This window comes from Shewanella sp. T24-MNA-CIBAN-0130, assembly GCF_040310185.1.
GTDB classification, from domain to species: Bacteria; Pseudomonadota; Gammaproteobacteria; order Enterobacterales; family Shewanellaceae; genus Shewanella; species Shewanella psychromarinicola.
In genome coordinates this window covers 54,823-68,888 of the sequence record NZ_JBEOPP010000009.1, presented here as the reverse complement: position 1 = coordinate 68,888, position 14,066 = coordinate 54,823, and the positions used below count along the sequence as shown (strand labels likewise).

Annotated in this window: 14 protein-coding genes; 12 read left to right on the top strand and 2 right to left on the bottom strand. The window is 44.3% G+C overall.

Going from position 1 to position 14,066, the window contains the following annotated elements:
• Positions 1–115 precede the first annotated feature (115 nt).
• The 12 genes from AAEZ02_RS05825 to AAEZ02_RS05770 all read left to right on the top strand — a co-directional run bounded on the left by AAEZ02_RS05825 (position 116) and on the right by AAEZ02_RS05770 (position 12,488).
• Positions 116–1,609, top strand: coding sequence for a CoA-acylating methylmalonate-semialdehyde dehydrogenase (locus AAEZ02_RS05825; protein ID WP_351122232.1), 1,494 nt, complete (start codon positions 116–118; stop codon positions 1,607–1,609).
• Positions 1,610–1,820: 211 nt separating this feature from the next.
• A complete protein-coding gene (locus tag AAEZ02_RS05820; RefSeq protein ID WP_124011844.1) occupies positions 1,821–2,978 on the top strand; it encodes an acyl-CoA dehydrogenase family protein in 1,158 nt (385 codons plus the stop codon).
• Between the two features lie 74 nt (positions 2,979–3,052).
• Positions 3,053–3,835: an enoyl-CoA hydratase gene (locus tag AAEZ02_RS05815; RefSeq protein ID WP_351122230.1), complete on the top strand. Its 783-nt coding sequence runs from the start codon at positions 3,053–3,055 to the stop codon at positions 3,833–3,835.
• On the top strand, positions 3,835–4,953 hold the full coding sequence (locus tag AAEZ02_RS05810; protein ID WP_351088791.1) for an enoyl-CoA hydratase/isomerase family protein: 1,119 nt from the start codon (positions 3,835–3,837) through the stop codon (positions 4,951–4,953). Before AAEZ02_RS05815 ends, AAEZ02_RS05810 begins: the two co-directional genes overlap by 1 nt.
• 14 nt (positions 4,954–4,967) lie before the next feature.
• The gene (mmsB, locus tag AAEZ02_RS05805; RefSeq protein ID WP_351122227.1) at positions 4,968–5,867 is read left to right on the top strand and encodes a 3-hydroxyisobutyrate dehydrogenase; all 900 of its coding nucleotides are present in this window, start codon (positions 4,968–4,970) and stop codon (positions 5,865–5,867) included.
• Between the two features lie 12 nt (positions 5,868–5,879).
• On the top strand, positions 5,880–6,638 hold the full coding sequence (locus AAEZ02_RS05800) for an SDR family oxidoreductase (protein WP_101032221.1): 759 nt from the start codon (positions 5,880–5,882) through the stop codon (positions 6,636–6,638).
• A gap of 135 nt (positions 6,639–6,773) precedes the next feature.
• Positions 6,774–6,980, top strand: a complete 207-nt coding sequence (locus tag AAEZ02_RS05795; protein WP_351122291.1) for a hypothetical protein — start codon at positions 6,774–6,776, stop codon at positions 6,978–6,980.
• 8 nt (positions 6,981–6,988) lie between these two features.
• Complete coding sequence (locus tag AAEZ02_RS05790; RefSeq protein ID WP_206191816.1) at positions 6,989–7,924, top strand: DMT family transporter; 936 nt, start codon at positions 6,989–6,991, stop codon at positions 7,922–7,924.
• Positions 7,925–7,962: 38 nt separating this feature from the next.
• Positions 7,963–8,886 carry a M14 family metallopeptidase gene (locus tag AAEZ02_RS05785; RefSeq protein ID WP_124011842.1) on the top strand — a complete coding sequence of 308 codons (924 nt, stop codon included), beginning with the start codon at positions 7,963–7,965 and terminating at the stop codon, positions 8,884–8,886.
• A 629-nt stretch (positions 8,887–9,515) separates the two neighbouring features.
• Complete coding sequence (locus AAEZ02_RS05780; RefSeq protein ID WP_101032219.1) at positions 9,516–11,108, top strand: ABC-F family ATPase; 1,593 nt, start codon at positions 9,516–9,518, stop codon at positions 11,106–11,108.
• Between the two features lie 159 nt (positions 11,109–11,267).
• Positions 11,268–11,633, top strand: coding sequence for a hypothetical protein (locus AAEZ02_RS05775; RefSeq protein ID WP_164839502.1), 366 nt, complete (start codon positions 11,268–11,270; stop codon positions 11,631–11,633).
• Between the two features lie 27 nt (positions 11,634–11,660).
• Positions 11,661–12,488 carry an alpha/beta fold hydrolase gene (locus AAEZ02_RS05770; protein ID WP_124011841.1) on the top strand — a complete coding sequence of 276 codons (828 nt, stop codon included), beginning with the start codon at positions 11,661–11,663 and terminating at the stop codon, positions 12,486–12,488.
• A gap of 219 nt (positions 12,489–12,707) precedes the next feature.
• On the opposite strand, the gene AAEZ02_RS05765 is transcribed toward AAEZ02_RS05770, so the two are convergent.
• Complete coding sequence (locus tag AAEZ02_RS05765) at positions 12,708–13,250, bottom strand: DUF1415 domain-containing protein (protein ID WP_124011840.1); 543 nt, start codon at positions 13,248–13,250, stop codon at positions 12,708–12,710.
• 29 nt (positions 13,251–13,279) lie between these two features.
• Complete coding sequence (locus AAEZ02_RS05760) at positions 13,280–13,885, bottom strand: LysE family translocator (RefSeq protein ID WP_101032215.1); 606 nt, start codon at positions 13,883–13,885, stop codon at positions 13,280–13,282.
• Between the last annotated feature and the right edge of the window lie 181 nt (positions 13,886–14,066).

The window sequence follows — 14,066 nt, the reverse complement described above, 5'->3', positions numbered from 1 at the left end:
CGCAGCCACATTAAATGTGATACTGACAACCATAATAATCCGCATTACCTGTGCAGTAACTCAATACGAGTGATGTTATTCACTCACAAGATATTCAAGGATCGAGGAAAGCAACATGATCACACAAGTTAAGCATTATATTGATGGCGAATTCACTCATGGTTGCGGCGATCGCAATATTGACGTCACCAACCCAGCCAACAATACGGTTATCGCAAAAATTAACTGCGCTACTACTGCCGAAGTAGAGCAGGCCATTCACAGTGCCAAAGAAGCGTTTAAAACCTGGAAAGAAGTCCCCGTGTCTGAACGTGCGCGGGTCATGTTGCGTTACCAACATTTACTTAAAGAACATCACGACGAATTGGCGACGATTTTGGCTCAAGAGACAGGTAAAACCTTTGAAGATGCTAAAGGTGATGTATGGCGCGGTATTGAAGTGGCCGAACATGCTTGTGGTGTTGCAACATTAATGATGGGCGAAACCGTTGAAAACGTCGCCCGTAATATCGATACCTATAGCTACACTCAACCCTTGGGTGTATGCGCCGGTATTACCCCGTTTAACTTTCCCGCAATGATCCCGTTATGGATGTTCCCGTTATCGATTGCTTGTGGTAATACCTTTATTTTAAAACCATCTGAACAAGATCCTATGACGCCACAACGTTTAGTGGAATTGTTTGTTGAAGCTGGTGCGCCAAAAGGCGTATTACAACTTATCCATGGCGACAAGACAGCAGTCGACATTTTGCTAAGAGACCCAGTCATTAAAGCGATTTCGTTTGTGGGCTCAGTGGGGGTTGGCCAATATATTTATAAAACCGGTACTGACAACCTAAAACGCGTGCAAGCCTTCGCGGGGGCTAAAAACCACTGCGTGATCATGCCTGATGCGAACAAGCAGCAAGTGATCAATAACATGGTTGGCGCCTCTGTTGGCGCAGCTGGTCAGCGTTGTATGGCGATTTCAGTAGCGATTTTTGTCGGTAAAGCCAAAGAGTGGATCCCAGAATTAAAACAAGCGTTAGCCAAGGTCCGTCCGGGTTTCTGGGATGACAAAGACGCAGCCTATGGCCCTGTCATTAGCCCAGCAGCTAAAGTACGGGTGCTGAAATTAATTGCCCAAGGTAAAGCCGAAGGCGCTGAATGTTTACTCGATGGTAGTGACTTTACGGTTGCAGGGTATGAGTCTGGTAACTGGGTTGGCCCAACCATGTTTACCAATGTCACCACCGACATGAGCATTTACAAAGAAGAAATATTTGGCCCCGTCCTGTGTTGTATGGAAGCCGAAAATTTAGACGATGCTATCGAGCTGGTGAACAATAGCCCTTATGGCAATGGTACCTCAATCTTTACCGCCTCGGGCGGCGCGGCCCGTAAATATCAACACGAAATTGAAGTTGGCCAAGTGGGCATTAACGTGCCAATTCCAGTGCCATTACCCTTCTTTTCATTTACCGGTTGGAAAGGCAGTTTCTATGGTGATCAACACGCTTATGGCAAACAAGCTGTGCGTTTTTGCACCGAAACTAAAACCATTACCTCGCGCTGGTTTGATGCAGAAGCCGTTAGCGGCCCTAACATGAGCATTGATCTCAAATAAGCTCCACTGGGGTTAGTATCCATTTGTCGCGATAGTTTATTGATTTATCGCGGCAACATTTATCTGCCAACACAACAAGACAATGTTGACTCGCGCCATTTTATGATGGTGTAGCAAGACCAGACACTATAATGGTTAAGCAGCTTAAGCTGCAGGCGGGCAAAAGATCAAATGACCCAAGAGTCATCCAAGACAATAACAGGAGTCCAGCATGGATTTTAATTTAAATGAAGATCAGCGTCAGTTTGCTGATTTAGCCCGTCAATTTGCCGCAGAACAACTCGCGCCATTCGCCGCCAAGTGGGACGAAGAGCATCATTTTCCTAAAGACGTGATTCAAAAAGCCGGCGAGCTAGGGTTTTGTTCATTGTATTCGCCTGAATCTGAAGGTGGCATGGGCTTATCTCGCTTAGACGCCTCGATTATTTTTGAAGAATTAGCCCATGGCTGTACCACCACTACGGCGATGTTAACCATTCATAATATGGCCACTTGGATGGTCACTACTTGGGGCACTGAAACCCTACGTCAACAGTGGTCTGAAGGCTTAACTACCGGACAATTATTGGCTTCATACTGTTTAACTGAGTCTGGCGCTGGCAGTGATGCTGCATCACTGCAAACTAAAGCCGTGCGTGACGGTGATGATTACCTGATCACAGGATCGAAAATGTTTATTTCAGGCGCCGGAGAAACCGAGCTTTTGGTGGTGATGTGCCGCACTGGTGAGCCAGGCCCTAAAGGCATTTCAGCCATTGCGGTACCAGCTGATGCCGCTGGAGTAACCTATGGTAAAGCAGAAGATAAAATGGGCTGGAACGCTCAGCCAACAAAAATGATAAGTTTTGAAAACGTACGTGTGCCAGCGGCCAATTTACTCGGTGAAGAAGGCCAAGGCTTTACGTTTGCGATGAAAGGCTTAGACGGCGGACGGATTAACATTGCCACCTGTTCAATTGGTACCGCTCAAGCGGCATTAACCCACGCCACCCAATACATGAATGAGCGTAAACAGTTTGGTAAGCCATTAGCGGCTTTTCAAGCATTGCAGTTTAAACTTGCAGATATGGCGACTGAACTGGTTGCTGCGCGTCAAATGGTGCGTTTAGCGGCATTTAAATTAGATACCCAAGACCCTGAAGCCAGCGCCTATTGTGCCATGGCAAAACGCTTTGCCACCGATGTCGGTTTTCAAGTATGTGACAGTGCGTTGCAAATTCATGGTGGTTACGGTTACATCCGCGAATATCCATTAGAACGTCATTTCCGCGATGTACGCGTGCACCAAATTTTAGAGGGCACCAATGAGATAATGCGCTTAATTATTGCCCGTCGTTTGTTAGCCAGCGATGCTCATCCTATCCTGTAACAAACAGGTTCACTACTGACTATTCTACAACTGAATGATCCACAACTGATTTTCTAGCATAAGGACATAAGGTTATGACTACTCAACCCGATATTCTTGAACATATTATAGGCCACACGGCTATTTTGACCCTGAATAATCCGCCAGCCAATACTTGGACCGCTGACAGTTTACAAGCGCTGAAACACACAGTGCTTAAGCTAAACCAAAACAAAACTATTTATGCTTTGGTGATCACAGGTCAAGGGGATAAATTTTTTTCAGCAGGTGCAGATTTAAATTTGTTTGCCGACGGCGATAAAGTCAATGCAGCTTCCATGGCGGAACATTTTGGTGAAGCGTTTGAAGCCTTAAGTGCGTTTCGCGGTGTGTCGATTGCTGCCATTAATGGTTTTGCCATTAGCGGTGGATTAGAAGTGGCGTTAGCTTGCGACTTACGTATCGCTGAAGCGCAAGCGAAAATGGCATTGCCTGAAGCATCAGTAGGATTATCGCCTTGCGCCGGTGGAACCCAAAACTTAACCGCATTAGTTGGCGAAGGTTGGGCTAAGCGGATGATTTTGTGTGGTGAACTTATTGATGCCACTAAAGCAGAGAAAATCGGTTTAGTTGAAGAAATGGTCGAAAAAGGTCAAGCATTGAATGCCGCTGTTGCTCTGGCAGCTAAAGTAGCTAGACAGTCACCTTGCAGTGTTAACGTATGTAAACCTCTTATTCAAGCTGGGCGCACAATGGCGCTTACACAAGCGCTGCCGCTTGAGCGTGAGCGGTTTATTGGTTTATTTGATACTGAAGATCAAACTGAAGGTGTGAATGCCTTTTTTCAAAAACGCACCCCAAAATGGAAGAACGGCTAATGACTCAAGATGTAATATTTCAAACATTAGGGACGCTATCAGGCCAATCAATTGGTGTGGTCACGCTCAATATCGAAAAAGCGCTTAATGCATTGAATCTCGACATGTTGCAAGCCATGCAAGCGCAGCTAACTCAGTGGCAGCAGGACGATAGTATTGCTTGTGTGGTAATGGATGGTGCAGGCGACAAAGCCTTCTGCGCGGGGGGGGATGTGCGAGCGATTTATCATGCTGCAGTGGCAAACCCGAATAACTTGACCGCAGAAGCCGGTGATTTTTTTACCCAAGAATATCAGCTTGATTATTTACTGCATCAATTCGGTAAACCCGTATTGGTGTGGGGCGACGGTATTGTGATGGGCGGCGGGTTAGGATTAATGGCGGGTGGAAGTCATCGAGTTGTCACTGAACGCAGCCGTATTGCGATGCCAGAAGTCACCATTGGGCTATACCCTGATGTAGGCGCTAGCTACTTTTTAAATCGTATGCCGGGTAAAACTGGGCTGTTTTTGGGCTTAACGGCTTACAACATGGGGGCAGCAGATGCGCTGTATGTTGGCTTGGGTAATCATTATCTTAATAGCGATGAAAAAGAGCCATTTTTCGATGCCATGGCTGAACTGGCTTGGAGTCAAGATAGTGAGCAGAATCATCACTTATTGAGTGACTTGCTCACTGGCATGACTCAGCCGCATTTAGCATCGCTGCCAACCAGTGCTTTGCAACAATTTCAAAGCCAAATCGATTTATTAATGGCCGGTGACATTCTTGATGTACATCACCAATTATCAACCCTAAATACTGAACTTGATTGGCTTAAACGAGCACAAAAAACCGCATTAGCTGGCAGCCCGATTAGTTGGCATTTAATTTTTGCTCAGGCAGCATTGGGTACCGATCTTAGCTTGGCAGAATGCTTTAAATGGGAGTTAGGCGTGAGCGTTAATTGTTGCTCCATGGGTGATTTTTGCGAAGGCATTCGAGCATTATTGATAGATAAAGACCGAAGCCCACAATGGTTGTTTACTGATGTAGAGGCTGTGGACGCAAACAAGATTGCCCAGTTAGTTGCATCGCCTTGGGCTGCAGATAAACACCCATTAGCAAGCTTTAATTAAAAAGGATGAGCAATATGGCAACAGTAGCATTTATTGGTTTAGGTAACATGGGCGGCCCAATGGCGGCCAACTTAGTTAAAGCCGGCTTAACCGTTAAGGTGTTTGACTTAAATCCGGCGGCACTAGAAGCCTTAACTGCACAAGGTGCATTAAGCGCCAAAACGGCGTGTGGTGCAGCGGCATCGGCCGATTTTGTGATTACCATGCTACCTGCAGGTAAGCATGTGCGCAGTTTGTATTTAGGTGATGACAACAATAAAGGCCTACTAGAGGTGGTGTCAAAACAGGCATTATTAATTGATTGCTCTACCATCGATGCCGATAGTGCCCGTTTAGTGGGTGCTAAAGCCGCCGAGAAAGGGATTGAGTTTATGGATGCACCAGTCTCTGGCGGCACGGCAGGCGCTGCAGCAGGCACCTTAACCTTTATCTGTGGCGGGACTGACCAAGCTTATCAACAAGCGCAAACGGTGTTGACGGTTATGGGCGGCAATATTTTCCATGCTGGCGCGGTAGGGGCAGGTCAAATTGCCAAAATTTGTAATAACATGCTGTTGTCTGTGTTAATGGTCGGTACCAGTGAGTCATTACAATTAGGTTTGGATAATGGCTTAGATCCTAAAGTGCTATCTGATATCATGAAAGTCAGCAGTGGCGGTAACTGGACCTTAGAAAAGTATAATCCATGCCCTGATGTGATGGAAAACGTACCGTCGTCTAACGATTATCAAGGTGGCTTTATGGTTGACTTGATGGTCAAAGATTTAGGCTTGTCGCAAGAAGCGGCAGTCGCCTCTAATTCAAGCACACCAATGAGTTCTCTGGCTCGTAGCTTATATGTTAATCATGCTCGTCAAGGCCATGGTCGTCGCGATTTTTCGAGTATTTTTGAACAATTTTCAAAGAAAAAATAAAGGATTCAGTTGATGGAATTAAAAGATAAGGTTGTCGTCATTACTGGCGGAGCAGGTGGACTAGGTCTGGCAATGGCGCACGATTTAGCTGCTCGAGGGGCTAAATTGGCGCTTATCGATGTTGATCAAACCAAGCTTGAAGAAGCCTGTGCTGATTTAGGTTCAACAACTGAAGTACAAGGCTACGCCTTAGACATTACTGATGAAGAAGATGTCGTCGCTGGCTTTAAATATATTGTTGAAGATTTTGGTCAAGTGAATGTGTTAATTAACAACGCCGGTATTTTACGTGACGGGTTAATGGTCAAAGCCAAAGAAGGCAAAGTGATCGACCGCATGTCGTATCAGCAATTTCAATCGGTGATCAACGTAAACTTAACCGGCACTTTTTTGTGTGGTCGCGAAGCGGCTGCAGCCATGATTGAAACGGGCCAAGCTGGGGTGATCATTAATATTTCTAGCTTAGCTAAATCCGGTAATATGGGGCAGTCTAATTATTCGGCGTCTAAAGCGGGCGTAGCAGCCATGTCCGTAGGCTGGGCCAAAGAACTCGCGCGCTATAACATTCGCAGTGCCGCCGTTGCCCCAGGTGTTATTGCTACTGAAATGACCGCCGCCATGAAACCAGAAGCGTTAGAACGCCTTGAAAAAATGGTTCCAGTTGGCCGTTTAGGTCAGCCAGAAGAAATTGCTTCAACGGTGCGTTTTATCATTGAAAATGATTATGTGAATGGCCGAGTGTTCGAAATTGATGGTGGTATTCGTTTATAAGCGATGATATCTGCTTTAAGTTTGTTATGATGCTGTCACGCCAAGCTAATACTATTCGTATTAGCTTGGCGTTATTTTTTCACTCTTTAGGGATGCTATTACGTGGCCAAATTAGAATTTCTGATCAAAAAAATCATGTTAATTGTTGGAGTGCTAGGGGTGATAATCATCTATGGCGGTTTTTTGTATTTATTCTTTTCCGATCGTTCAACGGCTGCTTTACCGTGGTTTTTACTTATCTCACCTTGGATTTGCGTCTACTTTGGTTTAACACATGTGCAGCAAGTGGCTGTAATACAATGGTTTTTCAATAAATTCACCTTTAAAAACAACGCTAAGTAGCCCCGTTTATGTCTGCTCTATCAGCGTTTTTATCGCGGTTTTCTATTCCCCTGTATACCATGATAGCCTTGGTTGCATTTGCGGCTAACTCAGTATTGTGCCGCATGGCGTTATCATCGACCCAGCAAACAACGCCATTAATTGACCCAAGCAGTTTTACGGCCATTCGTTTGACCACAGGTGCCTTGGTGTTGTGGTTATTAATGTTATTGCGACCAAGTAAAACCGACACTAATAACTCCACTCGCCGAGGTAGCTTGTTTGCTGCGGGATTACTGTTTATCTATGCTGTGGCGTTTTCATACGCTTATGTACTGCTCGACACCGCTACTGGTGCGTTGATTTTGTTTGCCGCAGTGCAAATTAGCATGATGGTCATCAGCCATATTCAAGGTCAACGACTGACGTTACTCGAGTTCATTGGGGCATTATTGGCTTTTGCTGGCTTTGGCTATTTAGTGTTACCTGGGGTTAGTGCTCCCTCACTCACCGGCTTAGTGTTAATGGCCATCAGTGGCTGTGCATGGGGGGGCTACACTTTATTGGGTAAACAGTCTCGCCAACCGCTATTCGACACTGGATATAATTTTATTCGGACCTTGCCGTTGGTTATGGTGATGATAGGCGCAGTATGGTTGCTGTCCGTGTTTGCCGTTACCGAACCAATGAGCCACTTCATATTATCACCATTAGGGATCCTACTGGCCATCTTGTCAGGCGGGGCGGCATCCGGTGTCGGGTATGCATTATGGTATCAAGCATTACGTGGGTTAACATCAACCCATGCCGCGGTATTACAGCTGACCGTTCCCGTCATTGCAGCCTTAGGTGGCGTGTTGTTTTTAGGTGAAACGATCAGTATTCATCTTAGTATCTCAGCCTGCATCATTTTTTTAGGCATAGCATTAGTCATTTTAGCTAAGCCAAAACAAATCAAAATTTAATAGATTAACTCAATAAAACAAACGATTAACGAGGTTATATGAGCAATTCAACAGCGTATCCTATTGGTACTCCAGGGCAAAAGTGGACCGATGCTGACAAAAGCCAATGGTTAGCACAAGTGACGATAAAACGTTCATATCAAGATGAAGTGGTGAGTAAATTAACCCCGCTGGCCGCTCAGTTTGAACAAGTACAATACGGCGCGTTATCTTATGATGCCGACAAATACCCACTGTTTGCGTTTAAATCTCAGCAGTGGGATAGCAATAAAAAAACCATTCTCGTGACGGGTGGTGTGCATGGATATGAAACCAGCGGTGTACAAGGTGCGATTCAATTCTTAGCCACGAAAGCACAACACTATGCTCAATATTTCAATGTAGTCGTAGCGCCTTGCATCAGTCCTTGGGGTTATGAAACTATTAATCGTTGGAATCCTAAAGCCATCGACCCTAATCGTTCTTTTTATCCTAATAGCCCAGCAGAAGAGTCTGCTGCACTGATGGCATTTGTCGCAACACTGGGCGATATTTATGCGCATATTGACCTACATGAAACTACCGATACTGACGAGCTGGAGTTCAGACCGGTATTATCTGCTCGCGATGGTGTTGAATACGACAAAGGTATTATTCCTGACGGTTTCTACCTTGTCGGTGACAGTGACAACCCAACACCCGCATTTCAAAAAGCGGTTATCGACTCGGTCTTAAAAGTGACTCATATTGCTCCAGCAGATGATAAAAACCAACTTATCGAAGTGCCGATTGAACAATTTGGGGTGGTTAACTATCCGGTTAAAAAACTCAGTTTATGCGCCGGCATTACAGTCAATCACTTTAACACCACCACCGAAGTCTATCCCGATAGCCCACTTGTCACCGTTCAAGAATGTAACGACGCTCAAGTCGCTGCCATCATTGGTGGATTGGATTATATTGTTGGTTATTTGAAGCTTTAAAAACGATGGCAAGCGATGACAAGCGATGACAAGCGGTCAAAGCCTAGAGACTAGGGCGGACTGCGTCCTGCTAGATCGCTGCGCTGCTATAAAAGCGGAGAAGAGCGGGATGACAAGCGATAGCCGGCGATGACAATCGATGACAAGCTGGCAGTGCCTAGAGATTAGGGCGGACTTCTTCCTGCTAGAGTCGTTTCGCTGTGCTGTTTGCTTTTATAGCATCTAGCCGCGCAGCGTCCTAGCAGCGCAGCGCTCTAGGCTGTTTGTTTTATTGCGTCCTGCTAGGGTCGCTTCGCTGCTAAGATTTTATAGCATCTAGCCGCGCAGCGTCCTAGCAGTGCAGCGCTCTAGGCTCTTGCTATAGATTTTATAGCCTCTAGGCTGTTGAAGCTTTTACCGTCAACGCCGGGTTAGTGTTTGCTTTTGTGTTGTTATCGATATCGGTCCATTTTAGGTTGATAAATAGCCCGAAAATCCTTACAATATTGCGCTTCGTATTTACCTCGGCTTTGCCGTATGCCAGTTTCAATATCATTTTTTGCTTGCTTGGGTCGTCTAGACGTCAACTCAAACGATTACACGATAATTTGATATGGGCTTTAACACACAACACGATTTGGAATTTCATTTTGATTACAACAGCTAACATCACGATGCAGTTTGGCGCAAAGCCACTGTTTGAAAACCTATCAGTTAAATTTGGTGGCGGTAATCGCTACGGTTTAATTGGCGCGAATGGTTGTGGTAAATCCACCTTTATGAAAATCCTTGCCGGTGATTTAGAGCCTTCAAGCGGTAACGTCTCGATAGATGTTAACGAGCGCATGGGTAAATTAAACCAAGACCAGTTTGCTTACGAAAGTTTTTCAGTCATTGATACTGTGATCATGGGCCACAGAGAGTTGTGGAAAGTGAAGCAAGAGCGTGACCGTATTTATTCTTTACCTGAAATGAGTGAAGAAGACGGTATCAAAGTGTCTGAGCTTGAGATGGAATTTGCTGAGATGGATGGGTATACCTCGGACGCTCGTGCAGGCGATTTATTGCTTGGTGTGGGTATTGCCACTGAGCAACATTTTGGGTTAATGAGCGAAATCGCTCCTGGTTTCAAATTGCGGGTGTTATTGGCGCAAGCATTATTCTCAAATCCAGATTTATTGTTACTTGACGAACCGACCAACAACTTGGACATCGATACTATTCGCTGGTTACAAGACATGTTGAACCAACGTAACAGCACCATGATTATTATTTCCCATGACCGTTACTTTTTAAACTCAGTGTGTACCCACATGGCTGACTTAGATTACGGTGAACTGCGAGTGTTCCCTGGTAACTACGACGAATACATGATGGCTGCACAGCAATCACGTGAACGTTTAATGAATGACAACGCGAAGAAAAAAGCGCAAATTGCTGAATTACAAACCTTCGTAGCACGCTTCTCGGCTAACGCATCGAAAGCGAAACAAGCCACATCACGCGCTAAGCAAATTGATAAAATTAAACTTGATGACATTAAAGCATCAAGTCGCGTCAACCCCTTTATTCGTTTCGAGCAAGACAAGAAATTGTTTCGAAATGCACTGGTCGTCGAAAATTTAACTAAAGGTTACGACAAACCCTTATTTAGCAAACTGAACTTAATGGTTGAAGTGGGTGAACGTATTGCTATTTTGGGTCAGAACGGTATTGGTAAAACCACCTTACTACGTACTTTAGTGCACGATATTCCACAAGACGAAGGGACTATTAATTGGTCTGAAAATGCCAATCTTGGTTACTACGCCCAGGATCATGAAGCTGATTTTACTAATGACATGACTTTATTTGAATGGATGAGTCAATGGCGTAAAGAAAACGATGACGATCAATCTGTTCGCGGTATTTTAGGCCGTATGTTGTTTGGCGCAGATGACATTAAAAAATCCGTTAAAGTGTTGTCCGGTGGTGAAAAAGGCCGTATGTATTTCGGTAAACTTATCATGCAAAAAGCCAATATTTTGTTACTCGATGAACCAACCAACCACATGGATATGGAATCAATCGAGTCATTAAATAATGCGCTTGAAAAGTACGAAGGCACATTGATTTTCGTCTCCCATGACCGTGCATTTGTATCATCATTGGCCACACGTATTATTGAAATCACCGACAAGGGTATTAATGATTTCAAAGGCACTTACGACGAGTTATTGGCGAGTAAAGGTATCGACGCTTAATTGTGGTTTTATAGCCAGTATCGTTTATAGCCAATACTAACGAATTAACATCATTAGCCCTGAACAAATGTTCGGGGCTTTTTGTTTTTATTTACCTGCCTAAGTCATATACTCTAGTGTTATAAATCAATGGTATTACCCAGCACAGGCATCTATTTTATGAGCATCACCCTCGAACAAGCCGCATCAACCTTGAATGAACTCAAATGTCGTACTAATTTTAATATTAAGAATGTTACCGAATACATGCTCCCTGAGTTAAAAGAACCGGTTTATTTGCATGTGGAAGGACAAACGCCATTACTGATTATCCGTCCGGCATTTGAAATTTTTTCGACAGAATTGGCGACCATAGATGGCGTACACGCAAAATATGATTATTACCATAATGCGCAAATGACCCGATTTCCAACCCGTCGAAACAAAGGCTTAAATGAAATTCACTATGGTCTAGCATTTCGGTTTGATACCACAGATGCAGTTATTCTATTTATCAATAGACTGATTGAAATTGTAAAAGGATAAGTTGACTCATTAGGAGCGCGATAGGCCATGACAGAGCAATTTAATATTAATCAGTTTAATTGTTCCATTAGCGGTATGGGACAGACCCTTATTTGGGCCCATGGCTCAACCGGCAGCATTCAAAGTGAAGATGCGATTGGTTTATATGCCTGGCATCGATTTCCCAAAAAGTTACAGCTTATTCGTTATGACGCCGTTGGTCATGGCTTGTCTTCAGCCGGTAAGTGCGTTGAAGACTATTTATGGCCAGAACTGGCGAATGACATGATAAGCATCGCCACGCATTTAAGCGCGCCATCAGAGCTTATTTTAGGCGGTCAATCAATGGGCAGTGTCACGAGCTTATATGCTGCATTGAAGTATCCAGAAAAAGTAAAAGGATTGATCCTGATGAACCCGCCCACAGCATGGGATGCACGGGCGGCACAAGTGGATATTTACCCTAAAATGGCCAAAGCAGCGCGTATTTTTGGCGGTAAAGGGTTAGCCAGGATAAACGCCAAACATTGGGGAAAAATGCTACCAAGTTGGCTGATTAATGGCCACGAACACAGTGTGCTGGGCACGTTAGACGGATTAAAATTGATGACACGTCAAACGCTTGACCGACTGTTTCGCGCAGCCGCCCTCAATGATCTGCCAAATAAACAACACATTGCCACATTGACTATGCCAACCCTGATTTTAGCCTGGGAGGGTGATAAGGCTCACCCCATTGAGACCGCCATTGAGTTGCATAAAATATTACCACATTCGACGTTACACATTGCTCACTCGATAGATGATGTCAATGAATGGCCAAAATTGATCAGTGAATTTTGTCTCAATAACGACAACAATGGGAAAGAACGATAAGAACCTAGATGTTAAATAGCTTCGCTACTAGAGGCTAGAACGCTTCGCTGCTAGAGGCTAGAAAAGCGGAAAGATTGAATGGACCTAGATGCTAGATCGTTTCATCTAGCTGTTACTTGCTTGTATAGTAGCGCAGCGATCTAGCAGGACGAAGTCCGCTCTAGCCTCTAGGCTTTAATTGCTTGTCACCCCAGCATCGCTCTTACCCGAGTACCAAGGCTACTTGGTGCAGTTTTGCAATAAGGCCACAAAAAAATCGCTGCCTTTACGCTCTGCAAAAGCAATATTCCGCTCAGGAATGGATTCGGGGTCGGTATAACTTGCTAACGCTATTTCCATACTGGCTTCACGGATAATATGCAGGCAAGGGTAGGGAGAACGATTGGTAAAATTAGCCGGACTGTCTTGGGGTTCACCTTCAAAGCAATAGTCTGGGTGAAAACTGGCGAGTTGGTAAATGCCTTCATAACCTTGCTCAATCAATTCATCATTTGCATAATCGACTATGTCTAAATAAGGGTAGAAACCTTCAAACCCACGAGGCAGAATAAACAGTGTGGTTTCAGTTTGAGGATGATTGTCCAAGTATTGGCATTCTTGTATTAACGCATTAAGCACTTTTGCTACTTTAGTTTCTTCAATGGCAACATAACGAATGCTGGCACGTTCCACCTCTCGACGGGCAAACGGGCAAATGTTGTATTTCATAATGACATCTTTCACCCATTTTTCAGTGTGAGTGAGGCATTCATGTGGTTCCATTACGTAACCTTTTAACCCTATTTAATGGTTCAGTGAGTTGTGGGTGGCAACATCATTGGGATAATCGATGCTACTAATAATAAAGCCATTGTGACATTAAAAATACGTTGTTGGCGCTCATTTTTAAGTAGCCGTTTTAGCGCCACCCCAAATCCAAGCCAGACAATTGCACAGGGAAATGCCACACACAAAAATACGCTGGCAATGGTAATCACTTGGCCATTGAGCTCTTGCTGCACTGAGGTAAATGTTGCAATGGCGCCGACAGCCATGATCCAACCTTTTGGATTCACCCATTGAAACGCAGCCGCTTGCAAAAAACTAAACGGTTTACTCACCGGTTTGCCTTCCATTTTACTGCTGCTATTGGCAATGAGCCATGATAGGTAAAGTAGGTAGCTGATACCAATCACTTTAATCACAATATGGATGAAGGGATAAGCTTTAAATATTGCGCTTAATCCAAGCCCGACGGCCAATATCATGGTCGGAAAACCTAAGCTTATACCCATTAAGTGAGGAATACTTCGCTTAATACCAAAGTTCACTCCAGAGGTCATTAACATAATGTTGTTCGGGCCAGGAGTAATGCCGGCAGAAAAAGCAAATAACGCAATGGCGAATACTAACTCCATGAAAGGGTCTCTGTAGTGGATTAATAAGCTATTTTGATAAGTCGAATTCTAGGGGAAATGAATGATTCACCATAATGATTTTTTTAACGCTTGCTTAAATATATCGTTTTAATATTAACACAACGGCTATTTATTCATTAAGCTGTTGTTATAAGTTAAGTAAATTATTAGTGACTCAGTG